The sequence below is a fragment of the Pseudomonas sp. P4_C3 genome, assembly GCF_056402075.1.
Genome location: NZ_JBFUIC010000004.1, coordinates 20,276 through 42,527 on the forward strand (window position 1 = coordinate 20,276; position 22,252 = coordinate 42,527).

Consider the following 22,252-nt stretch of genomic DNA (forward strand, 5'->3'; position numbering starts at 1 on the left):
AACATGAGTTTGCTCAATATCGGGATGTCGGGGCTGAGTGCTGGCCATAACTCGTTGGTGACGACCGGCAACAACATTGCCAACGTCGACACCGCCGGGTACTCGCGCCAGCAGTCTGTGCAGAGCACCAAAGGCTCGATTCAGTACGGCAATGTGTTCATCGGCACCGGCACGACGCTGGCCGATGTGCGTCGCGTGTACAACTCCTATCTCGATTCGCAGCTGCGTACCGCGACCTCGCTCGACAGCGAAGCTACGTCGTACAACGCTCAGGCCACGCCGCTGGACGCCACGCTTTCCGATTCCAACACCGGGCTGACCGGTGTGCTGCAAAAGTTCTTCACGTCGATGCAAGGCGTTTCGACCTCTGCCACCGACGACACGTCCCGCCAGTCGGTGCTGACCGGTGCCCAGGCCTTGTCCGCTCGCTTCAATTCGATTGCCAAGCAATTGAACGATCAGAACACCAACCTGAACGGCAGCCTGGGCGACATGGCGGATCAGGTGAACAAGCTGTCCACCACGATTGCCACGCTCAACCAGAAGATTTCCGAGCTCTCCACCGGCACCAACCAGCCAAACGACCTGCTGGACTCGCGCAACGAAGCCGTGCGCCAACTGTCCGGGCTGGTCGGTACCCAGGTGGTCGAGCGTGGCAACAGCTACGACGTCTACATCGGCAGCGGTCAGCCACTGGTGGTCGGCAACACCACCAATACACTGCAAACCGTGCCGAGCCAGGGCGATCCATCGCGCATGGCGCTGCAGCTCAACCGTGGCTCCAGCACCATCGACGTGACCTCGGTGGTCAGCGGCGGTGAGATCGGTGGTTTGCTGACTTACCGCAAGGAAGTGCTCGACCCTTCGCTCAATGAACTGGGACGCGTGGCGCTGGTGGTGGCTGACCAGATCAACAGCCAACAGGCGCAGGGCATCGACAAGAACGGTGATTTCGGCGCGGCGATCTTCAACAACATCAACAGTGCCGCCCTGGTCAGCCAGCGCAGCATTGCCGCGGCGGGCAACAGTGCCGGCTCCGGCAACCTGGATGTCACCATCAAGGACACCGGCAAGCTGACCACCAGCGACTATCAGGTGACGTTCACCAGCGCGACCAACTACACCGTCAAGCGCTCGGACGGCACCGACATGGGCGCGTTCAGCACCACGACGACCCCGGCCCCGGTGATCGATGGCTTCAGCCTGAACCTCAACGGCGGTGCGCTGAGCGCCGGCGATTCGTTCAAGGTGACACCGACCCGTGGCGCGGCGGCGAGTATCCAGACCGTGCTCACCGACCCGAAAAAAATCGCGGCCGCAGCACCGTTGACCGGCGTGACCAGTGCCAACAACACCGGCACCTACACCCAGCCGATGCTGACCAGCACCCTCGATATCTACAACCCGGCGGCCCAGGCAGAAATGCAGACCGCGCTCAAGAACTCGACGCCGGTCAAACTGGTGTTCGGCGCGGCCAGCGGCGGTAGCCAGAGCTACAACATGGTCGATGCCAAGGGCAATTCGATCAGCACCGGCACCATCGTTCCCGGCCAGAGCAACACCCTGAACCTGAAAGTGGGCATGGTCGATGCCAGCGGTGCGCCGGTCATGGACACCAGCGTCACGCCGGCCGTGCAGAAGACGTTTACCGTGCAGACCACGGTCGGCGCCACGCCCGCCAGTGGCGAAAGCTTCACCATCAACCTGACCGGCGCGGCGTCTTCGGACAACCGCAACGCCCAGGCGCTGGTCGGCCTGCAAACCAGGCAGACCGTAGACACCGGCACGGCGAGCAAGGGCATCAGCCTGACCGATGCCTACAACAAGCTGGTGACCAACGTCGGCGCCAAGGCTGCCCAGGGCAAGTCCGACAGCGACGCCACCACGGCGATCCTGGCCAATGCCAAAGGGGCGCGGGATTCGAACTCCGGGGTCGACCTGGATGAAGAAACCGGCAACCTGGTCAAGTACCAGCAGTACTACACCGCGTCTTCGCAGATCATCAAGGCTGCGCAGGAAATTTTCACCACGCTGATCAACAGCCTTTAAGGAGTCGTAATTCATGCGCATTTCCACCGCCCAGTATTACGAAATCACCGCTGCCAATTACCAGCGCAACTTCAACAAGGCCATCGCGACCAGCAACGAAGCCAGCAGCCTGACCCGCATCAACACCGCCGCCGATGATCCGATCGGTGCCGGTCGTTTGCTGGAGCTGGGTCAGCAGAGCGCGATGCTTGAACAGTACGGCACCAACATCGGCACCACCAAGAATGCGTTGAGCCTGCAGGAAACGACGCTCGACTCCATCGGTACCGCTTTGCAGCGCGCCAAGGAACTGGCCCTCGCCGCCAGCAACGGCATTGCCACCGATGCGGACCGCAAGGCCTACGCGTCGGAGTTGGGCCAGATCCAGCAACAAGTGCTGGGCCTGATGAACGCCAAGGATGCCAACGGCAACTATGTGTTCTCCGGTTCGAAAACCGACACCGCGCCTTACTCGCAGAACTCGGACGGCACCTACAGCTACAACGGTGACCAGACCACCATCGACCTTGGCATTGGCGATGGCATGACGGTCGGGACCAACACCACGGGCTGGAATGCGTTCCAGCAGACCCTCAACACCAGCCGCACCCAGACCACCATGACCGCTCCGGCGGTGGATGACGGTCGCGTGGTGCTGTCCAACGGTACGGTCGGCACCAGCTCCACCTACAATGCGAGCTTCACGGGCGGCCAGCCGTACACCGTCAGTTTCCTCAGCAGCACCCAGTTGAAGATCACCGACTCGCTGGGCAATGACGTGACCGCCGAAGCCAGTCAGAACGGCCTGATCAGTAACTCCAATGGCGCCAACCAGACGGTCAGTTTCCGTGGCGTTGACCTGAAGCTGAACATCAACCTCAAAACCGGTGATACCAACCCGGATGCGGTGATCGCCGGTCACAGCTTCAACCTGTCTTCCACGTCGGACACCTTCAACACCTCGCGCAGCGCCGGTAACGCGTCGACCGCGGTCATCACCGGTTCCAGCGTGAGCAACCCGACGGCGTACACCAACGCCTTCCCGTCGGGCGGGGCGATCCTCAAGTTCACCAGCGCCAGCAATTTCGACCTGTATGCCGCGCCGATCACCGCCGACAGCAAACCGGTGTCGTCGGGTACCGTATCGGGCGGCAACGCCACCGCGGCGGGTGTGACCTTTGCCCTGGGCGGTGGCGCCCCGGCGTCCGGCGACCAGTTCGTGATTCAGTCCAACAACCATCAGACCCAGAACGTGCTCGACACTCTCGGCCAGATGATCACCGCGCTGAACACGCCAGTCGATGGCGACCCGGTGGCCAAACAGAAGTTTCTGGGCACCATGGAGTCGGGAATGGGCAACATCGACAGTGCGGCCAACCAGATCGGCTCAGCCATCACCACGATCGGTGCCCGCGGTCAGGCACTGGATAACCAGACCGCGACCAACGAGAGCCTGACCCTGGCGAACAGCGCCAGTCAGAAGTCGATTCGCGATTCGGATCCGGCCGAAGTCATGACTCGCCTGACCTTGCAGCAGACCATGTTGCAGGCGGCGCAGCTGGCGTTCAGCAAGATTTCCCAGCTGGGCCTGTTCAACAAGATCTGACGGTGGTCGGGCGCGCAGGCGCCCGATGGCCTTGCCCCTTCAGTATTTATCGTCTTTTTTGCGGTAACAAAGGGCTCGCTTTTCAGGGCGGGCTCGCACCGCCTGTGAGCCTGCCGTGAATTCACTTCCGCTTGTCAGCCTGGTCATTCCCGCCTTCAATCCTCGCTTTTTCGGTCGTGCCTTGCACACGGCTGTGAACCAGAGCTACGGCAACCTGGAGATCATCGTTTGCGATGACAGTCGCGGTCACGAGATCGAAGACTTCGTGGCTTCGGTGGTTGAGCAGGGCGCGACCGTGCGGTATGTGCGTAACCCGCGCACCCTGGGGTTGGTGGGTAACCTGCAAGCCTGCCTGGAAGTGGCGCAAGGCGAGTACATCAAGTTTCTGTGTGATGACGACCAGTTGTTTTCGGCCTGCATCGAGCGTCAGGCCCAGGTGCTGATCGATTGTGCCGACGTCAATCTGGTCGTGGCCCAGCGCCTGCTGTGGGATGCCGACGACATGCCGCTGCCGTCGCGCCTGGAGAACACTCCGCTGTCCCCGGTGGGCGGAGTGTTCAAGGGCGAGGACCTGCTGGCGATCTTCGAAAACTTCCCGGTCAACATCCTCGGCGGCTTCAGCAACGCGATGTTCCGGCGGGCTGACGTGCTCGAACTGTTCCCGGCACTGACGCAGCCCGGCCATTGCTTCGTCGCGACCCTCGATTTTGCCTTGTACGTCTGCCTGATGCGGCGCGGCAATCTGGCGGTGTCCAATCATGTGCTCGGCGTCGAGCGCCTGTACCCCGAGCGGCTGAGCGGCCAGCAGTCGATGAAGGACGCGGCCGAAACCGAGCGGCAGTGGCTGTCGCAGATGCTCAAGGCCCGTGGCGGCGAATCTGCGCCGGCCCAGGGTTGGGTGCGCTATGTGCCTCTGAGCAACGTGGAGGAGACACCGCGGGTTTGGGAAGAGTTGCCGCTGAGCAGGACCCTGGGCACCAAGCAGACCACCCAGGATTGGCATGTCGGCATCGCCAGTGTCAGCTTCGCGCAACTGTATGCCCAGTGGCTGGCGTGCCGCACGCTCACCGACGGTCAGCGCGAGTTGCTGGCGGATACGCTGGAGGCTTGGCCAACCCGGCCCAAAATCGTTCCGGTCATCATCGATGAGCAAGGCAGCCGTTCGGCGCTGGAGCTCACTCTGCAATCGCTGGCGGATCAGGATTACGCCCCTGAACTGACGCTGGTGCTGTCGGCATCGTGCACAGAGGCAGTGCTGGATGAGCGTGTGTTCCGCTTGCCGTTGCAGGACGATTGGCAGCAGCAGATCAACGCCCTGTTGCCGCAACTGGAAGGCATTGGCTGGTTCTATCTGCTGCGCGCCGGTGATCGTCTGGTGGCGCCGGCCTTGCTGGTCATGGCTGAGCGGATTGCGTTGTCGCGCACGCTGACTTGCCTGTACAGCGACGAAGGTGGCTTGCATCAGGGTGAGTCGGCCGAACCTGCATTCAAGCCAGACTTCAACCTGGACCTGATGCGCAGCTATCCCTACGTAGGGCGAGCGCTGGCGTTCGAGCGCGAGCAATTCCTGGCGCTGGGCGGTTTCGATTCGGTGTACGGCGAACTGGCGCCACACGATGTGATGTGGCGAATGGTCGAGCAAGGCGGCACGCACGTGGTCGGGCACATTTCGGAGGTGCTGCTGGAGTCGGCGTTCGACCTGGCCAAATGGCTGTCGCTGCCGCAAGTGATGGACACCAATCCGCGGTTGCTCGAGGCGCACTTGCAGCGCCTGGGTGTCGCCCATGACATCCGTGAGGGCAGCTCGGCGCTGCTCAATCGAGTCGACTATCGGCATGCTGATCGGCCGCTGGTGTCGATCGTGATTGTCAGCAAGGACCAGACCCTGGCATTGCAACGTTGTGTCGAGAGTCTGCTGGAGAAAACGGTCTACGGCGAATACGAGTTGCTGTTGGTGGACAACGGCAGCGAGAGCGCCGAGGCGCTCGACTGGTTCGCCGGCATGGCGCAATTGGGCAGCGAGCGGGTCCGGGTGCTGCGCTGCGAGTTGCAGGGTAATGCGGCGGCGGTGCGCAATTTCGCCGCGCAGCAGGCCGCTGGCGACTACGTCCTGATACTCAATCCCTACACGGTGATCACCCAGGGCGAATGGCTGGGCGAGCTGCTCAATCATGCACAACGTCCGGAAGTCGGCGTGGTAGGCGCCAAACTGTTCAACCCGGATGGCCGCGTGCTGCATGCCGGCCTGATACTCGGGTTGCAAGGGCCGGCCGGCGTGCCATTCCATGGTGAGACGCTGCAGGCGGCGGGGTACATGTACCGCTTGCAGGTCGCTCACAATTTCAGTGCCGTCGGCGGTGATTGCCTGATGGTACGCAAGTCTGTCTTTGATGCAGTCGGTGGCCTGGATGAGCAGGGCCTGGCGCAGTCCCTCAACGAAGTGGACCTGTGTTTGCGCGTCGGTCAGGAAGGTTATCTGGTGGTCTGGACGCCTCACGCGCAACTGGCGTTGGGTGCGCAGCCGGCGATGCTCGCGCAAGAAGGTGACCAGGCTCGAAGCGAGCAGGAGCAGGAAGTTTTCTATAAGCGCTGGCTGCCGATCGTGGCCCGTGATCCGGCCTACAACGCCAACCTGGCGCTGCAGGGTTTGGGTGGGGCGAGTTTCAGTCTCGAGCCCGGCCTGCGATCCGGTTGGAGTCCGTTTTCCAGGGCGCAGCTGCCGAAGATTCTCGCGTTGCCGGTCAACGCATCTGCCATTGGCCACTACCGGGTCACTCAGCCGCTGATCGAACTGGAAGCCGCCGGCAGGGCGCACGGGCGCATTCATTACAACCTGCCGACCATCATCGAAGTCGAGCGTCATTCGCCTGACGTGATCATCCTGCAGGGGCGCTATTCCGAAGGTCCGATCAACGAAATCCCGAGCCTGCAAAAATACTCCAGCGCGCGGCGTATCTATGAGCTGGATGACTTCGTGATCAACGTTCCGCACCGCAATGCGCATATCCGCAATATGCCGGGCAAGGACGAAATGGAAAAACTGGTGCGGCGCGCCATCGGCATGTGCGATCGCGTGGTGGTCTCCACCGAGCCGCTGGGTAACGCGCTGTCGGACATGCATCAGGACATTCGCGTGGTGCCCAACATGTTGGCGTCGCACCTGTGGACCGATCTGCGCAGTCAGCGCAGAACCTCGAAAAAGCCCCGGGTCGGTTGGGGCGGCGGCACCAGCCACCACGGTGACCTGGCGGTGATCGCCGATGTGGTTCGCGAACTGGCCAATGAAGTCGACTGGGTGTTCTTCGGCATGTGCCCGGACGATCTGCGCCCGTACATGCATGAGTTTCATGGGGTGATCGGGCTGGATGTCTACCCGGCCAAGCTGGCCAGCCTGAACCTGGATCTGGCATTGGCGCCGTTGGAATTCCACATCTTCAACGACTGCAAGAGCAACCTGCGCCTGCTGGAGTATGGCGCTTGCGGTTACCCGGTGATCTGCACCGACACCGAAGCCTATCGCGGCTACCTGCCGTGCACCCGGATCAAGACCAACTCCACGGATGAATGGCTGCAAGCGATCCGCATGCACCTGGCCGATCCGGACGCCAGCTATCGCATGGGCGATGAGTTGCGCGAGATCGTGCTGCGTGACTACGTGCTGCGCGGCGACAATTTACGCTACTGGGAAAATGGCTGGCTGGCGGACTGATCGTTCAAGGTGTTCCGCGCAAAGGCAGGCGACGTCAAGTCGCCTGCCTTTTTTTTGCTTGGACCGGTTTAGGCATGGCCTCCTGTGGGAGCTGGCCTGCCAGCGAAGGTCGTCAACGATAACGCGGCAAACATGAATAAACGCGGTCCCCTGTAGGAGCCGGCTTGCTGGCGATGGTCGCCAACGATAACGCGGAAAGCCTGAATAAACGCAGTCCCCTGTAGGAGCTGGCTTGCCAGCGATGGTCGCGAACGATAACGCGGGTAACATGGATAAACGCAGCGCACTCGACTCCATCGCCAGCAAGCCGGCTCCTACAACCCCCCCCCCCGCAGCGCATCGCCCGGCAACGGATTGAAAGAGCTGGCGCGTTTCCTGCAAGTCCCCCTCATATCGCCATAAAACGAGCACTTCCGGTGAGCCCGGACGTGCCCTGAACGGCGGCAGGTTTAACCCGGATGGCCCGCAAAAGCTTGATACAGCTTGGCTGAGCCCTGTGACGAACAAGAGAGGAAGGGGATGAAGGCAGTTATTTTGGCGGGTGGCCTGGGTACGCGGATCAGCGAAGAGTCGCACCTCAAGCCCAAGCCAATGATCGAGGTCGGCGGCAAGCCAATTCTCTGGCACATCATGAAACAGTACTCCGCTCACGGGATCCACGATTTCGTGATCTGCCTTGGCTACAAGGGCTATGCGATCAAGGACTTTTTCGCCAACTACTTTCTGCACACCTCCGACGTCACCTTCGACATGTGCAACAACCGCATGGATGTTCACCAGAACTACAGCGAGCCATGGCGCGTCACGCTGATCGACACCGGGGAAGAGACCATGACCGGCGGCCGTTTGCGCCGCGCCCGACGCTACCTCGAAGACGAACAGGCGTTCTGCTTTACCTACGGCGACGGCGTGTCGGACCTCAACATTGGCGCGTTGGTGGATTTCCATCTCCAGCACGGAAAACTGGCGACCGTCACCGCGGTACAGCCACCCGGCCGCTACGGCGCGCTTAATCGCGATGGCGACAAGGTCCTGGGTTTCACCGAAAAGCCTCGCGGTGATGGTGGCTGGATCAATGGCGGGTTCTTTGTCCTGTCGCCCAAGGTGCTGCCGTTGATCGACGGCGACGACACCTCGTGGGAGTCCGGTCCGCTGGATGGCCTGGCCGAGCGCGGCGAGCTCATGGCGTTCCAGCACGACGGTTTCTGGCAACCGATGGACACCCTGCGTGACAAGAACCACCTCGAGGCGTTGTGGCAGAGCGGGGAGGCCCCATGGAAGCAATGGGACTGAGCCCGCAATTCTGGCGCGGCAAGCGGGTGCTGGTCACCGGCCACACCGGTTTCAAGGGCAGTTGGCTGACGTTGTGGCTGCAAAGCCTGGGTGCCGAAGTCAGCGGGTTTTCCCTCGACCCGTCCACCGAGCCGAGTCTGTTCGAACTGGCGCGGGTGCATGAAGGCATCAACGATCAGCGCGGCGACTTGCGTGACCTGGGCGCTTTGCTGGAGCTGATCGCCGAGACCCGGCCGGAAATCGTCCTGCACCTGGCGGCGCAGCCGCTGGTGCGCGAAGGTTATCGCGACCCGTTGGGCACGTACTCCAGCAACGTCATGGGCACGCTCAACCTGCTCGAAGCGATCCGTCAGGTCGGTGGCGTGCGTGCCTGCGTGCTGGTGACCACCGACAAGGTTTACGCCAACCAGGAATGGCTGTGGCCGTACCGCGAAAACGAAGCGTTGGGCGGTCACGATCCCTACAGCAGCAGCAAGGCTTGCTGCGAGTTGTTGGCGCAATCCTATGCCGCCTCATTCTTTGCGCCTGAAAAGCATGCCGAGCATGGTCTGGCGTTGGCCACGGCCCGTGCCGGCAACGTACTCGGTGGTGGCGATTTTGCCCCGGAGCGGTTGATTCCCGACGTGCTGCGGGCATGGTCGGCGGATGAACCGGTGACCTTGCGTTACCCGCAGGCGGTGCGCCCATGGCAACACGCGCTGGAACCTTTGGCCGGCTATCTGCAACTGGCTGCCGGCCTGTATGAGCAAGGCCCGCAATTCGCCGGGGCGTGGAACTTCGGTCCCCTCGATGCGGACATGTGCAGCGTCGGTGAAGTGGTCGAACTGCTCGCCAGCCGCTGGCCGCAGGCACGCGGGCTGCGCATCGAACCGAGTGATTTGCATGAGGCCGGCCTGCTGCGCCTGGACAGCAGTCGCGCCCGTCAATTGCTCGGCTGGCAACCGCGCTGGTCGTTGCAGCAGTGCCTGACCCAAACCCTGGATTGGCATCTGGCGTGGCAGAACGGCGATGACATGCGTGCCATCACTCTGGCGCAATTGAACCTGTACCGAGGCGCGCTGTGAGTGAATTTCTGCTGAAGGCATTGCCGCTGAGCGGTCTGTTCAACGTGCAGCACAAACGCTTCGAGGACGAGCGCGGGCACTTTTCCCGATTGTTTTGCGAAGGCAGCCTCGGTGCATTTGGCCAGGCGTTTCATATCCGCCAGATCAATCACTCCTGCACCCGCGAACGCGGCAGCGTGCGTGGCCTGCATTACCAGAATGCCCGCGCGCCGGAAGCCAAGTTGATCTCCTGCCTGCGCGGTGAAGTCTGGGATGTCGCGGTGGATTTGCGTCCCGACTCCGAGACCTTCCTGCACTGGCATGCCGAACACCTGCGTGCCGGCGATGGCCGCAGCCTGTTGATTCCGGCCGGGTTCGCCCATGGCTTCCAGACCCTGAGCGCCGACGCCGAGCTGCTTTACCTGCACAGCAACGACTACACGCCGGAACACGAAGGCGGTTTGTCGGTGCTCGATCCACGGCTGGCGATTGCCTGGCCGCTGCCTGTCAATAATCTGTCGGTGCGCGATGCCAGTCATCCAGCGCTCGATGAACACTTCGCCGGAGTGCGTCTATGAACTGCCGTGGTTGCGCCACTGCGCTGACCCTGCCGCTGATCGACCTGGGCACCTCGCCGCCGTCCAATGCCTACGTGCGTGTCGACCAACTGGAGCAGGCCGAACAATGGGTGCCGCTGAAGGTTGCCGTGTGCCAGCAATGCTGGCTGGTGCAAACCGAGGATTACACCAGCGCCGATAGCCTGTTCGATGCCGAGTACGCTTATTTCAGTTCGTTCTCCAGTACCTGGCTGGCCCATGCCGAGCGTTATGTGGCCGAGATGGTCGAGCGTTTTGGCCTGAGCGCCGACAGCCGCGTGGTGGAAATCGCGGCCAACGATGGTTACCTGTTGCAGTACGTGGCCGGGCGCGGCATCCCTTGCCTGGGCGTCGAGCCGACCCGCAGCACCGCGCAAGCGGCGCGGGAAAAAGGCCTGGAGATTCGTGAAGTGTTTTTCGGTCGCGACACCGCCGCGCAGCTGAAAAGTGAAGGCTGGGGCGCCGACCTGATGGCCGCCAACAACGTGCTGGCCCACGTCCCGGACATCAATGATTTTCTCGGCGGTTTCGCGACCCTGCTCAAGCCGACGGGTGTGGCGACCTTCGAATTCCCGCAGTTGCTGACCCTGATGGCCGGTCAGCAATTCGACACGCTGTACCACGAGCATTATTCCTACCTGTCGCTGACCGCTGTGCAGACCTTGTGCGAGCGCAATGGCCTGCAAGTGTTCGACGTCAGTCAGCTCCCGACCCATGGCGGCTCGCTGCGAGTGTTCGTCCAGCGCCTGGACGGCGAGCGTCGCGAAGTGCAACCGGCGGTCCGGCAACAGCTGCAGGCCGAACTCGTCGCCGGGGTGAAAACCCCTGGGTTCTACGCGACCCTGGCGCCCGCCGCCGAGCGCATCAAGCATGATCTGCTGCGCTTCCTGTTGCAGGCCAGGGCCGATGGCAAACGCGTGGTTGGTTACGGCGCCGCCGCCAAGGGCAATACCTTGCTCAACTACGCCGGGGTCAAGCCGGACCTGCTGGCCTGGGTGGCCGATGCCAACCCGCACAAGCAAGGCAAGTACCTGCCCGGCAGCCGCATTCCGATCGTGTCGCCGGCACAGATCGACATCGAGAAGCCGGACTACGTGCTGGTACTGCCGTGGAACCTGCTGGATGAGATCACCCAGGCCTTTGCCGGCATTCGTGCATGGGACGGTCGTTTTGTCATTGCCATTCCCGAGTTGATCATTCGATGAGCCGAATTCATTACACCAAACCCAGTGTCGGTGAGCTGGAAGCTGACTACGTGCTCGATGCCGTCCGCCATGGTTGGGGAGAGCGTTGCTACGAGTACCTGACACGCTTCGAAAAGTCCTTTGCCGAGCACCTGGGTGCGACGTACGCGATTGCAACGTCCAGTTGCACCGGCGCGCTGCACATGGGCATGGCGGCGCTGGGCATCGGTGCCGGCGATGAGGTGATCCTCGCCGATACCAACTGGATCGCCTCGGCCGCGCCCATCACCTATCTGGGCGCGACGCCGGTGTTCGTCGACGTGCTGGCCGACAGCTGGTGCCTCGACCCGCAGCAGGTTCGCCAGGCGATCACCCCACGAACCAAAGCGATTCTGGCGGTGCACCTCTACGGCAATCTCTGCGACATGGATGCGTTGCTGGCCATCGGTCGCGAGTTTGGCCTGCCGGTCATCGAAGACGCCGCCGAGGCGATTGGCTCGCAGTGGCGCGGTCAGGCCGCCGGTTCCCTGGGCGCGTTCGGCGCGTTTTCCTTTCATGGCACCAAGACCATGACCACCGGCGAAGGCGGCATCTTCGTGACGTCGGACAAGGCCCTGTATGACCGCGTACTGACCCTGTCCAACCATGGCCGCGTGGCCGGCAGCAGCAAACAGTTCTGGCCGGATTTCCTCGGTTTCAAATACAAGATGAGCAACCTGCAAGCCGCCGTCGGTTGCGCGCAGGTTGAGCGGATCGACGAGTTGATCGAGCGCAAGCGTGCGATCTTCGCCAACTACGCCGGCGCCCTGGCTGCATTGCCGGGCTTGTCCATGAACCCTGAACCGGAACACGCGCGCAACGGTTACTGGATGCCTACCGTGGTCTTTGACCGCGAGCTGGGGATCACGCGGGACATGTTGAGCGCCGCCTTCCAGGCCGCCGATATCGACGCGCGGGTGTTCTTCTGGCCGCTGTCGTCCTTGCCGATGTTCAGCGAACTGACGGCCGACTCACCCGTGGCGCATGCGCTGCCGGAACGCGCGATCAATCTGCCGAGTTACCACGACATGACCGATGACGATCAGCACCGGGTCATCGAGGTGCTGCGCGCGCTGGTACTCAAAAGGACCCGGCTATGAAGGTTTACCTGCTGGGGGCGGCCAATCCTGAAGCGGTACGGATGATCCTCACCCTGCAACGCACCCAGCCGGACGTGCAATTCGCCTTTCTCGATAACGATCCGGCGAAACAAGGCACGCTGTTTCATGGCGTGCCGGTGGTGGGTGGTACCGACAAGGTGGCAGAGCTGAAAGGCCCCGACACACGCTTTGTCAATTTGATCACTGGCAGCACGGCGCTGCGTTACCGGACCACCTGCGAGATCGTCGAGGCCGGTGGCAGCCTGGGTAACTTCATCCACCCGGGCATCGATCTGACGATGATCACGATGGGCGTCGGCACGTATCTGCAAGAGGGCGTGATCATGCAGGCGCAAGTCAGCCTGGGTGACAACACCAGTATCAGCGCCGGCAGCGTGGTCGGGCATGAAGGGCAGATCGGCCATTCGGTGTTCATGGCGCCGGGCGTCTGCATTGCCGGTTGTGTCGAGATCGGTGACGGCACCTTTATCGGCACCAACGCCACGATCCTGCCGCGATTGCGCATCGGTCGTTGGGTGACTATCGGTGCGGGCGCCGTGGTGACCAGAGACGTTCCAGACTATGCGGTTGTGGTGGGCAGCCCCGCCAGGACCATCAAGACCAATCCTGCTTCCTTTCAAGACGGTCGGGTTTTCAAGTAACCACCGCGACTAATTTCCGGAGAGTCTGTAATGAATCCTCATGAGCAGTTTCGTGAAGAAGTAAAAGAGAACATCGAAGGCCTGCAACAGGACAAAGCCTTGCAAACCACGTCGCTGGATTGGGTTGGCACGACCGCCAGACATAAGTACACCTACAACTTCAGCTGGATGGGCCGCCCGATCATTCAGTTCCCCCAGGACATGGTTGCCATGCAGGAAATCATCTGGGCGCTGCGGCCGGACATCATCGTCGAGACCGGTATCGCCCACGGCGGCTCGCTGGTGTTTTACGCCTCGATGCTGGAACTGATCGGCCACGGCGAAGTGTTGGGCGTCGACATCGATATCCGCCAGCACAACCGTGAGGCAATCGAAGCGCACCCGATGAGCAAGCGGATCCGGATGATCCAGGGTTCGAGTATCGATCCGGCGATTGTCGAACAGGTTCGCCAGCGCGTCGAAGGCAAGAAAGTGCTGGTGGTTCTGGACTCCAACCACACCCACGAGCATGTGCTTGAAGAACTGCGGGCCTATGCGCCGATGACCTCGGTAGGCAGCTACTGCGTGGTGATGGATACCGTGGTGGAAGACATGCCCGAAGACGCCTTCCCGGACCGCCCGTGGGGCAAGGGCGACAACCCGAAAACTGCGGTATGGGCCTATCTGGAAGAAAACCGCGATTTTGAAATCGACCAGGCCATTCACAGCAAGCTGCTGATCACCGTCGCGCCGGATGGCTATTTGCGTCGCGTGCGGTAATCGACAAGACATCGTTGGGTTTTTTCGGCGATACGCCGTTGTGGGGAAAGGTATGCAAGGCAAGAACAATTCTGAACACGGGTTGGCACTCAACGAACAGTTGACCGTGGTGCTGATGTCTCACGAGCGGCCGGCATTTTTGCGCCGGGCGGCACGTTTCTACAGCGGCTTGCCTTGCAGGATTCTGGTGCTGGACTCTTCGACCGAAGGCCAGCCAAGCCTGGCCGGGCAGTTTGAAAATGTGGATTACCAGCATGTCCCGCAGTTTGGCTACTGGGGCGTTCGCGCCAAGCTGGCTTTTGGCGTGGAGCAAGTGACCACGCCGTTCATGGTGTTCGCCGCCGACGATGACTTCCATGTGCATGACGCCCTGCGCGCAGCCGTGGCGTTCATGGAGGCCAATCCCGACTACGGGCTGTGCCACGGTTACAGCATGATGTACCTGTCGCAACCCAACAGCGTCAGCTACTTTCGGCGTGACAAAAAGGTCTGTGAAGACTATTCGTCCGAGCACGCCGAGGAGCGTGTGCTCGATTATATGCACCAGTACCTGCCGCCTTTTTATGCCGTACAGCGCACCGACCTGGTACGTGACTGGTATCAGGTCATGCCTCAGGATACGTCCTTCCAATGGCAGGAAATTGGTCACACGTATTACATGCTGGCGCGGGGCAAGGCGCGGATTCTGCCGATCCCGTATGTCGTGCGGGAGATGAACTACGGGTATTCGGACCACAACACCGAGATCTTCCACACGCTGGCTCATACCGATGCCAAGACGGTCGCCGAGCGTGAAGCCTTTGCCGCGTTCCTCTTCGGGCTGCCGACTCAAGTTCAAGGCGAGAACCCGGAGCAAGGCAAACAGTTCGCGCTGCAAAGTTTTGAAGCCCTGGCCGATAGCTTGCGCACCGGTCGCGCACTGACCACCGAGCTGATTATCGAGTCCGCCTGGACGAGCGTCGAGAAAGGCCCGGAGCGCCGTTTCGGCCCCAAGCAATACGTCGAAATGCCGTTCTACAATCAGCAGTTTTTCGATCAGTTGACCCAGTTCGAATTCCTGTTGCACGCCATGCCGGCCGGTCGCGTTCAGTTGGCAGGCCTGGAGGGTATCTGGACCCGCCAGCAGAGCCTGATGCTGGCGCGTAACAATGACACGCCGGAAAGTGTGGTCGACCGTTTGTGGCAGGCCCACGACAGTAATGTGTTCAACCGCACGGTGGTCAAGCGTCTGGTGGCTCAGCTGGAACTGCTGGGCGAAGAAGAAGAGGCGCAGCCCCTGAACGACTGGGCTGCACGTCTTGACGCGGTGTCGGTCGAGGGCAACGGTGCGACGTTCGACAAGATGCTCTCCGGTCGTTTGCTCAAGTGGCTTGCGCCCCGTCAGCCCGATGCACTTGAGGCTGAGTCGATCGCCCAACACCTGGCGGCCAACGACGGTGGTCCACAGTTCGGGATCTTCCTGCTGGACCTGGATAACGATATCGACAAGCTGCAAGTCTCTCTCGACAGCCTGCTCGAAGGTCACAGCAAGGCGTTCAGGATTGTGGTCTTCACCACCGGTGAAGCACCGGCGGCGACCACGGCGCAGAACACCCTGCACTTTGTCCGGGTCACGCAAAGCAACTACGTCGACAAACTGAACCAGAGTGCTCGTCAATCGACGTGCGACTGGCTGCTGCTGGCTGAAGCCGGCGACGAGTTCACTGCCRGTGGCCTGTTGCGTGCCAGCCTGGAATTGCTGGCCGCCGCAGACTGCCGCGCCGTCGCCACCGACGAAATCCTGCGCACCGCCGAAGGCGCACTGGTGGACGTGTTCCGCCCTGGCTTCAATCTTGACTTGCTGCAAAGCCTGCCGGCCTTGATGGCGCGTCACTGGCTGATCCGCCGGGAAGTGTTCATTGAAGTCGGCGGCTACCAGCCTGACTTCAGCAAGGCCCTGGAATTCGACCTGCTGCTGCGCATCATCGAGCAGGGTGGCCTCAACGGGCTGGCCCACCTGGACGAGCCGTTGCTGATCAGCCAGGCACCGGTGCTGGAAGAAAACGCCGATGAGCGCCTGGCGTTGCTGCGTCACCTGGGCAATCGTGGCTACAAGGCCAAGGTCACTTCGACGGTGCCTGGCACTTATCAGATCGACTACCGCCACACCGAGCGCCCGCTGGTGTCGATCATCCTGCCGGCCGGGGATGACCTGGCGGCCCTGCAACAGTGCCTGCAAGCGGTCTTGCTGCGTACCCGCTACATCCAGTACGAAGTGCTGATCGCGCTCAACCCCAATCAGTCGGCCGAGGTCAACGATTGGCTGGGTACTTACCAGCATCCGAAAGTCAACGTGCTGCGTGCCGACCAGACCCTCAGCGACGCGGCGTTGTACAACGCGGCCAGCCAGCAGGCGCAGGGCGAGTACCTGGTGCTGTTGGCCGCCGACAGTGAAGTGGTCAACCCGAACTGGCTTGAGTCGCTGCTCAATCACGCCCAGCGTCCGGAAGTCGGCGTGGTCGGTCCCAAGTTGATCGACCGCGACGGCAAGGTCACCCAGGCCGGGCTGATTCTCGGCATGAACGGTGGTGTGGGCTCAGCCTTTGTCGGGGAAAAACACGACGCCGAAGGTTACCTGCACCGGTTGGCCATGGAGCAGAACTACTCGGCGGTGTCGAAGGTGTGCCTGATGGTGCATAAAGCGTTGTTCGACGACCTGGACGGTCTGGACAGCGTGACCTTCGCCGACGGCTTGAGCGACGTCGATCTGTGCTTGCGGGCCGGTCAGGCCGGTTACCTCACCGTGTGGACGCCGCTGGTACAGGTCATTCATTCGGGTGCAGTGCCACAGGCGCCGCAGGCCCTCGATGCGCTGCGTCACAAGTGGGCGCCAGCCTTTGCCCAGGACCAGGCCTATAACGCCAACCTGGCCTTGAGCGGCAAGGGCTTTGCCCTGGGCGAAAGTGCTTCGGTGAACTGGGCGCAGATGCTCGGTTAGGCCCGGCGAAAAGGTATAAGGGATTCAAGGCATGTTCAACGGTAATTCGATTTTCATCGCAGGCCGGACCGGTTCGTTCGGGCGTCAGATCATCCGGGACGCGCTGGTGCGTGCCTGGTTGCCAGCATGATTCCTTACGCTCGGCAAAGCCTCGATCAGGCGGATATCGACGCCGTGGTCGGTGTATTGCAGTCTGACTGGCTGACCCAGGGGCCGACCATCGAGCGCTTCGAGCGAGCGATGGCCGAACGCTGCGAGGCCGGTTTTGCCGTGGCGGTGTGCAATGCCACGGCGGCCTTGCACATCGCTTGCCTGGCGGCGGGGCTCGGCCCGGGCGATCGGCTGTGGACGACACCGAATACCTTTCTCGCTTCGGCAAACTGTGGTCGCTACTGCGGTGCCGAGGTGGATTTTGTCGATATCGACCCGCTGACCTGGAACCTCGATGCCGCTGCGCTGGCCGTCAAGCTGGAGCAGGCCGAGCGTGAAGGCCGGCTGCCGAAAGTCCTGGTGGCGGTGGCGTTCTCCGGGCAGAGCTGCGACATGCGCAGGATCGCCGCCCTGGCCAAGCGCTATGGCTTTACCGTGATCGAAGACGCGGCCCATGCTGCTGGTGCGTCCTACGCCGGGCGCCCGGTGGGTTGTGGCGAGTTTGCCGCGATGACTGTGTTCAGCTTCCATCCGGTGAAGATCATCACCAGTGCCGAGGGCGGCATGGTCATGACCAACAGCCCGGAGCTCGCCGAGCGTTTGCAACGCTTGCGCAGCCACGGCATGACCCGGGATCCGCAGCAAATGACCGGACCCAGCCACGGCCCCTGGTACTACGAACAGGTGGAGCTCGGTTTCAACTACCGCATTACCGACCTGCAGGCGGCCCTTGGTTTGTCGCAGTTGAACAAACTGGATGAGTTTATCGAGCGTCGGCGTGAACTGGCGGCGCGTTATGCGCGCTTGCTGGCGTATTTGCCGCTGACCTTGCCCGCTGCACAACCCGAGGCCGAGTCGTCATGGCATCTGTATGTGGTGCGCCTGCAACTCGATCAGATCAATCTCACGCATCGTGAGGTGTTCGAGGGCTTGCGAGCTGCCGGGGTCGGGGTGAACCTGCACTACATTCCCGTGCATTTGCAGCCTTACTATCGTGATCTCGGGTTCGCCGAAGGTGATTTTCCGCAGGCCGAACGTTACTACGCCGAAGCCATCAGCCTGCCGTTGTACCCGTTGCTCAGTGATGAAGAACAGGACTATGTGGTCGAGCAGATGCGGCAGCTTTTCGAAATAATCCAGCCATTGCGGCGGGTGGGAAATGTGTGATGCGTGAACTGACCGAGCAGGAAGCTTTCTGGCAGGGCGAATTCGGCAACCAGTACGTTGATCGCAATCTCGGACAGCCGCTGGTGGCCGCTAACCTGGCGTTGTTTGCCAAGGCGCTGACACGGGTCGGGCGCATCGACAGCCTGGTGGAACTGGGCACCAATGCCGGCAACAACCTGCAGGCACTGCGGCAGCTGTTGCCACGCTGCGAGTTGTTCGGCGTGGAGATCAATGCCAGTGCCTGTGCCGCGGCCCGGGCGTTGGGTATTGCACAGATCTGGCACGGTTCGCTGTTCGATTTCCCCCGGGAACGTACCTTCGACCTGACCCTGAGCAAAGGCGTGCTGATTCACCTGGCGCCGGAGTTGCTGCCGGCCGCATACGCGCAACTGTATGAGCTGAGCCAGCGCTACATACTGATCGCCGAGTACTACAACCCGGCGCCGGTCGAGGTCCCGTATCGTGGCAACAGCGGCAAGTTGTTCAAGCGCGATTTTGCCGGTGAAATGCTTGATCGCTATGACGACCTGCAACTGCTCGATTACGGTTTTGGCTACCACCGCGATCGGCAATTCCCGGTGGATGACATCACCTGGTTTGTCCTGGAAAAACGCCGTTGAACAACGTCGCCATCATCCCGGCCCGTGGTGGCAGCAAACGCATACCGCGCAAGAATCTCAAGCCGTTCGCCGGTGTGCCGATGATTGCCCGCTCGATTCAGCTCGCCCTGGAGTCCGGGTTGTTTTCCCGGGTGGTGGTCAGCACCGACGACGAAGACATCGCCGGGCTGGCGCGGGACTGCGGCGCCCAGGTGCCCTTCATGCGCCCGGCGGCACTGGCCGATGACTTCACGGGTACCGCAGCGGTGATCGCCCATGCCCTGCAAGCACTGCGTGAGCAAGGGGAGACGTTTGATCGCGCCTGCTGCATCTACGCGACCGCGCCGTTGCTGCAATCGCGATTTCTTGCCCAGGGGCTGAACCTGCTGGAACAGCATCCCGACAAGTCGTTCGCCTTCTCGGTGTGCGACTTCGGTTTCCCGGTTCAGCGAGCCCTGACCCTTGATGATCACGGCGCATTGACGGCACTGTATCCGCAGTATCGTGATACCCGCTCCCAGGATTTGTCGATCGCCTATCAGGATGCCGGCCAGTTCTACTGGGGCCGCAGCGATGCGTGGCTGCGTGGCGAGGTGCTGTATTCACCGTACAGCCTGCCGGTTATCCTGCCGCGTCATCTGGTGCAGGACATCGACACACCGGAAGACTGGACGCGCGCGGAGTACCTGTATGCCGCGCTCAAAGCCGGAGGTGAGCTGAAATGAGAGTGCTGATTCGTTCCGACGCCTCGCCGACCATCGGCAGCGGCCACATCGCGCGCTGCCTGTGCCTGGCCCGCGTATTGCGCAGGCAGGGCAGTCACGTGGCTTTTGCCTGTCGCCTGTTACCGGGGCATCGAGTGGAGGCACTGCGGGCCGAAGGTTTCGAAACCTTCGCGCTGCCCGAGCGCTACACCGATGAAGACCCGCAGCAAGCCATCGAATCCATGCTGCCATGGCAGGCGGACATCGCCGCGCTCGAGCCGCTGCTGGAACACCAGCCGGCGTTCGACTGGATCATTGTCGACCACTACGGCCTCGATCATCACTGGCAGACGGCCGCCCGGCGCTTTTCGCCACGGATCGCCGTGGTGGATGACCTCGCCACGCGGACCTACAGCGCCGATTTGCTGCTGAACCAGAATCTTTCGGGTACGCCAGAAGCTTATGCGTCGTTGCTGGCGCCAGGCTGCCGGACATTGTTCGGCCCCCGGTTTGCCATGCTGCGCGACGAGTTCCGTTGCCCGGCCATCGAAATCAAGCCCCAGGCCCGGCATGTGCTGGTGAATTTCGGCGGTTTCGACGCAGCCATGCAGACCCATCATGCGATGCTGGCGCTGGCGGACTTTGCCGAGCTGGAAGTCGATTTTGTCGCCGGTGCGGGTAATCCGGCCTGGGCGCAGATGCAGGCGTTGGCGGCGAGTCGCCCGCATTGGCGCCTGCACAGTTTTGTCAGCGACTTTTATCGATTGATGACCGAAGCCGACCTGTTTGTCGGGGCGGGTGGCGGCACCAGTTGGGAGCGGGCGGCCATGGGGCTGCCGACGATTTGCATTGCCGTATCGAACAACCAGCAGGCCAACGGCGAGGTGATGGCGGCCGCGGGCGCCCATGTATTCATGGGGGCCCGCGAGCATGTCAGCGTCGAGCAGCTGCGCCTGGCCATTGGCTTTGTCGCGGGTAACCAGGGTTTGCGCCAGAGCCTGGCGCAACAATCTCGACTGTTGGTCGATGGTCGTGGCGCGCAGCGGGTAGCGGCGGCGCTGGCCGGCGCGGTGCTGAGGATGCGCCCGGCGACCCTGGGTGATGCGCAGCTGTTGTTCGAGGGGCGCAACACCGAGGCCGTGCGCCGCTCGTCGCTGGAGACCGGCGTGATCGAGTGGCCTGCGCATCAAAACTGGCTGACGGCGAGCCTGAGCAATCCCCGGCGGCTGTTGTTGATTGCCGAGGCCGATGACGGTCCGGTCGGTGTGCTGCGTTATGACCTGCGTGGCTTTACCGCCGAGGTGTCGATTTACCTGTTCGAAGGCCGGTTCGGCCTGGGCTGGGGCAGGGCGCTGCTGGACCGTGGAGAAACCTTTGTGAAGGCCCACTGGCCAGAACTTCAGTCACTCACGGCCCAGGTCTTGCCCGCTAACCAGCCGTCGCTGAAGGTCTTTCGCGAAGCCGGTTTTACCCAGAGTGCCTGCGCGTTCACGCGCGTATTGAAGGATCACACAGATGACTAGCTTCAAGATTGGCGAGCGCCTGATCGGTGCCGATGCGCCGCCTTTCATCATTGCCGAGATGAGCGGCAACCATAACCAGTCCCTGGACATGGCGCTGCAAATCGTCGAGGCCGCGGCCAAGGCCGGTGCCCATGCGTTGAAGCTGCAGACCTACACCGCCGACACCATGACCCTGGACCTGGCCGAAGGCGAGTTTTTCATCAAGGACCCCAACAGTCTGTGGGCCGGTACTTCGTTGTACGCGCTGTACGAGAAGGCCCACACGCCCTGGGAATGGCATGCGCCGATTTTCACTCGCGCCAAAGAACTGGGGCTGCTGGCGTTCTCCACGCCATTCGATGAGAGCGCCGTGGACTTTCTCGAAAGCCTCGACGTGCCGGCCTACAAGATCGCCAGTTTCGAAAACACCGACCTGCCGCTGATACGCCGGGTGGCCGCAACAGGCAAGCCGCTGATCATTTCCACCGGCATGGCCAGCATCGCCGAGCTCGATGAAACCGTGCGTGCCGCCCGCGAAGCCGGGTGCAAGGATCTGGTGCTGCTCAAATGCACCAGCACCTATCCGGCATCTCCCGCGAACAGCAATGTGCGCACGATCCCGCATTTGCGCGAATTGTTCGATTGCCAGGTGGGGCTGTCCGACCACTCCATGGGCGTCGGTGTGTCCGTGGCGGCGGTGGCACTGGGCGCAACGGTGGTGGAAAAGCATTTCACCCTCGAGCGTGCGGCCGGTGGCGTCGACGCCAGTTTCTCGCTGGAGCCCTCGGAGCTGGCCAGCCTGGTGATCGAAACCGAACGCGCCTGGCAAGCCATGGGGCACGTACATTACGGCGTCACCGAGGCGGAGCGCCAATCCCTGGTGTACCGTCGATCGTTGTATGTCACCCAGGACATGGCGGCTGGCGAGCCCTTCAATGCGACAAATCTGCGAGCCATCCGTCCGGGGCTCGGGCTGGCGCCCAAGCATGCGCAAAGCCTCCTGGAACGCCGTGCCCGTCAGGCTATCAAGCGTGGAACACCACTGGACTGGTCGTTGGTCGAATGACCCATTGCCGGGCTGATTCGGCAAAATAGCGTGACCTGCGAGTCATAACGGGCATCTTCACTGTATTG

Annotated in this window: 16 protein-coding genes; all 16 read left to right on the forward strand. The window is 62.0% G+C overall.

Annotation, left to right across the window (positions count from 1 at the left end; genetic code table 11):
• Window positions 1-3: 3 nt before the first annotated feature.
• The 16 genes from flgK to pseI all read left to right on the forward strand — a co-directional run bounded on the left by flgK (window position 4) and on the right by pseI (window position 22,184).
• Entirely contained in the window at window positions 4-2,049 is a 2,046-nt protein-coding gene (gene flgK, locus AC1DVH_RS01785; protein ID WP_477752389.1) for a flagellar hook-associated protein FlgK, read from the forward strand.
• 13 nt (window positions 2,050-2,062) lie between these two features.
• Window positions 2,063-3,634, forward strand: coding sequence for a flagellar hook-associated protein 3 (locus tag AC1DVH_RS01790; RefSeq protein ID WP_477752390.1), 1,572 nt, complete (start codon window positions 2,063-2,065; stop codon window positions 3,632-3,634).
• Window positions 3,635-3,749: 115 nt separating this feature from the next.
• On the forward strand, window positions 3,750-7,343 hold the full coding sequence (locus AC1DVH_RS01795) for a glycosyltransferase (protein WP_477752391.1): 3,594 nt from the start codon (window positions 3,750-3,752) through the stop codon (window positions 7,341-7,343).
• 519 nt (window positions 7,344-7,862) lie between these two features.
• On the forward strand, window positions 7,863-8,636 hold the full coding sequence (gene rfbF / locus AC1DVH_RS01800) for a glucose-1-phosphate cytidylyltransferase (RefSeq protein ID WP_108218616.1): 774 nt from the start codon (window positions 7,863-7,865) through the stop codon (window positions 8,634-8,636).
• A complete protein-coding gene (rfbG, locus tag AC1DVH_RS01805) occupies window positions 8,618-9,700 on the forward strand; it encodes a CDP-glucose 4,6-dehydratase (RefSeq protein WP_477752392.1) in 1,083 nt (360 codons plus the stop codon). Before rfbF ends, rfbG begins: the two co-directional genes overlap by 19 nt.
• Window positions 9,697-10,257 carry a dTDP-4-dehydrorhamnose 3,5-epimerase family protein gene (locus AC1DVH_RS01810; protein ID WP_477752393.1) on the forward strand — a complete coding sequence of 187 codons (561 nt, stop codon included), beginning with the start codon at window positions 9,697-9,699 and terminating at the stop codon, window positions 10,255-10,257. The genes rfbG and AC1DVH_RS01810 overlap by 4 nt, the downstream gene beginning before the upstream one ends.
• Window positions 10,254-11,480 (forward strand): methyltransferase domain-containing protein, encoded by a 1,227-nt coding sequence (locus tag AC1DVH_RS01815; RefSeq protein WP_477752394.1) that lies wholly within the window; start codon window positions 10,254-10,256, stop codon window positions 11,478-11,480. Before AC1DVH_RS01810 ends, AC1DVH_RS01815 begins: the two co-directional genes overlap by 4 nt.
• Window positions 11,477-12,598 (forward strand): DegT/DnrJ/EryC1/StrS family aminotransferase, encoded by a 1,122-nt coding sequence (locus AC1DVH_RS01820; protein ID WP_477752395.1) that lies wholly within the window; start codon window positions 11,477-11,479, stop codon window positions 12,596-12,598. The genes AC1DVH_RS01815 and AC1DVH_RS01820 overlap by 4 nt, the downstream gene beginning before the upstream one ends.
• Window positions 12,595-13,260, forward strand: coding sequence for an acetyltransferase (locus tag AC1DVH_RS01825; RefSeq protein WP_477752396.1), 666 nt, complete (start codon window positions 12,595-12,597; stop codon window positions 13,258-13,260). The genes AC1DVH_RS01820 and AC1DVH_RS01825 overlap by 4 nt, the downstream gene beginning before the upstream one ends.
• A 30-nt stretch (window positions 13,261-13,290) precedes the next feature.
• Window positions 13,291-14,019, forward strand: coding sequence for a cephalosporin hydroxylase family protein (locus AC1DVH_RS01830; RefSeq protein WP_477752397.1), 729 nt, complete (start codon window positions 13,291-13,293; stop codon window positions 14,017-14,019).
• A 52-nt stretch (window positions 14,020-14,071) separates the two neighbouring features.
• Complete coding sequence (locus AC1DVH_RS01835; protein ID WP_477752398.1) at window positions 14,072-16,996, forward strand: glycosyltransferase family 2 protein; 2,925 nt, start codon at window positions 14,072-14,074, stop codon at window positions 16,994-16,996.
• 126 nt (window positions 16,997-17,122) lie between these two features.
• Window positions 17,123-18,313: a UDP-4-amino-4,6-dideoxy-N-acetyl-beta-L-altrosamine transaminase gene (pseC, locus tag AC1DVH_RS01840; RefSeq protein ID WP_477752399.1), complete on the forward strand. Its 1,191-nt coding sequence runs from the start codon at window positions 17,123-17,125 to the stop codon at window positions 18,311-18,313.
• Window positions 18,313-18,933 carry a pseudaminic acid biosynthesis-associated methylase gene (locus AC1DVH_RS01845; protein WP_477752400.1) on the forward strand — a complete coding sequence of 207 codons (621 nt, stop codon included), beginning with the start codon at window positions 18,313-18,315 and terminating at the stop codon, window positions 18,931-18,933. The genes pseC and AC1DVH_RS01845 overlap by 1 nt, the downstream gene beginning before the upstream one ends.
• Window positions 18,930-19,637, forward strand: coding sequence for a pseudaminic acid cytidylyltransferase (gene pseF, locus AC1DVH_RS01850; protein WP_477752401.1), 708 nt, complete (start codon window positions 18,930-18,932; stop codon window positions 19,635-19,637). The genes AC1DVH_RS01845 and pseF overlap by 4 nt, the downstream gene beginning before the upstream one ends.
• Window positions 19,634-21,139, forward strand: coding sequence for a UDP-2,4-diacetamido-2,4,6-trideoxy-beta-L-altropyranose hydrolase (gene pseG, locus AC1DVH_RS01855; protein ID WP_477752402.1), 1,506 nt, complete (start codon window positions 19,634-19,636; stop codon window positions 21,137-21,139). The genes pseF and pseG overlap by 4 nt, the downstream gene beginning before the upstream one ends.
• Entirely contained in the window at window positions 21,132-22,184 is a 1,053-nt protein-coding gene (gene pseI, locus AC1DVH_RS01860; RefSeq protein ID WP_477752403.1) for a pseudaminic acid synthase, read from the forward strand. Before pseG ends, pseI begins: the two co-directional genes overlap by 8 nt.
• The last annotated feature ends 68 nt before the right edge of the window (window positions 22,185-22,252 follow it).

What these genes read in the sequence shown, in the direction of transcription:
- flgK (WP_477752389.1), top strand. Translation starts at nt 4, where the DNA reads ATGAGTTTGCTCAATATCGGGATGTCGGGGCTGAGTGCTGGCCATAAC.
- AC1DVH_RS01790 (WP_477752390.1), top strand. Translation starts at nt 2,063, where the DNA reads ATGCGCATTTCCACCGCCCAGTATTACGAAATCACCGCTGCCAATTAC.
- rfbF (WP_108218616.1), top strand. Translation starts at nt 7,863, where the DNA reads ATGAAGGCAGTTATTTTGGCGGGTGGCCTGGGTACGCGGATCAGCGAA.
- rfbG (WP_477752392.1), top strand. Translation starts at nt 8,618, where the DNA reads ATGGAAGCAATGGGACTGAGCCCGCAATTCTGGCGCGGCAAGCGGGTG.
- AC1DVH_RS01815 (WP_477752394.1), top strand. Translation starts at nt 10,254, where the DNA reads ATGAACTGCCGTGGTTGCGCCACTGCGCTGACCCTGCCGCTGATCGAC.
- AC1DVH_RS01820 (WP_477752395.1), top strand. Translation starts at nt 11,477, where the DNA reads ATGAGCCGAATTCATTACACCAAACCCAGTGTCGGTGAGCTGGAAGCT.
- AC1DVH_RS01825 (WP_477752396.1), top strand. Translation starts at nt 12,595, where the DNA reads ATGAAGGTTTACCTGCTGGGGGCGGCCAATCCTGAAGCGGTACGGATG.
- AC1DVH_RS01830 (WP_477752397.1), top strand. Translation starts at nt 13,291, where the DNA reads ATGAATCCTCATGAGCAGTTTCGTGAAGAAGTAAAAGAGAACATCGAA.
- pseC (WP_477752399.1), top strand. Translation starts at nt 17,123, where the DNA reads ATGATTCCTTACGCTCGGCAAAGCCTCGATCAGGCGGATATCGACGCC.
- AC1DVH_RS01845 (WP_477752400.1), top strand. Translation starts at nt 18,313, where the DNA reads ATGCGTGAACTGACCGAGCAGGAAGCTTTCTGGCAGGGCGAATTCGGC.
- pseG (WP_477752402.1), top strand. Translation starts at nt 19,634, where the DNA reads ATGAGAGTGCTGATTCGTTCCGACGCCTCGCCGACCATCGGCAGCGGC.
- pseI (WP_477752403.1), top strand. Translation starts at nt 21,132, where the DNA reads ATGACTAGCTTCAAGATTGGCGAGCGCCTGATCGGTGCCGATGCGCCG.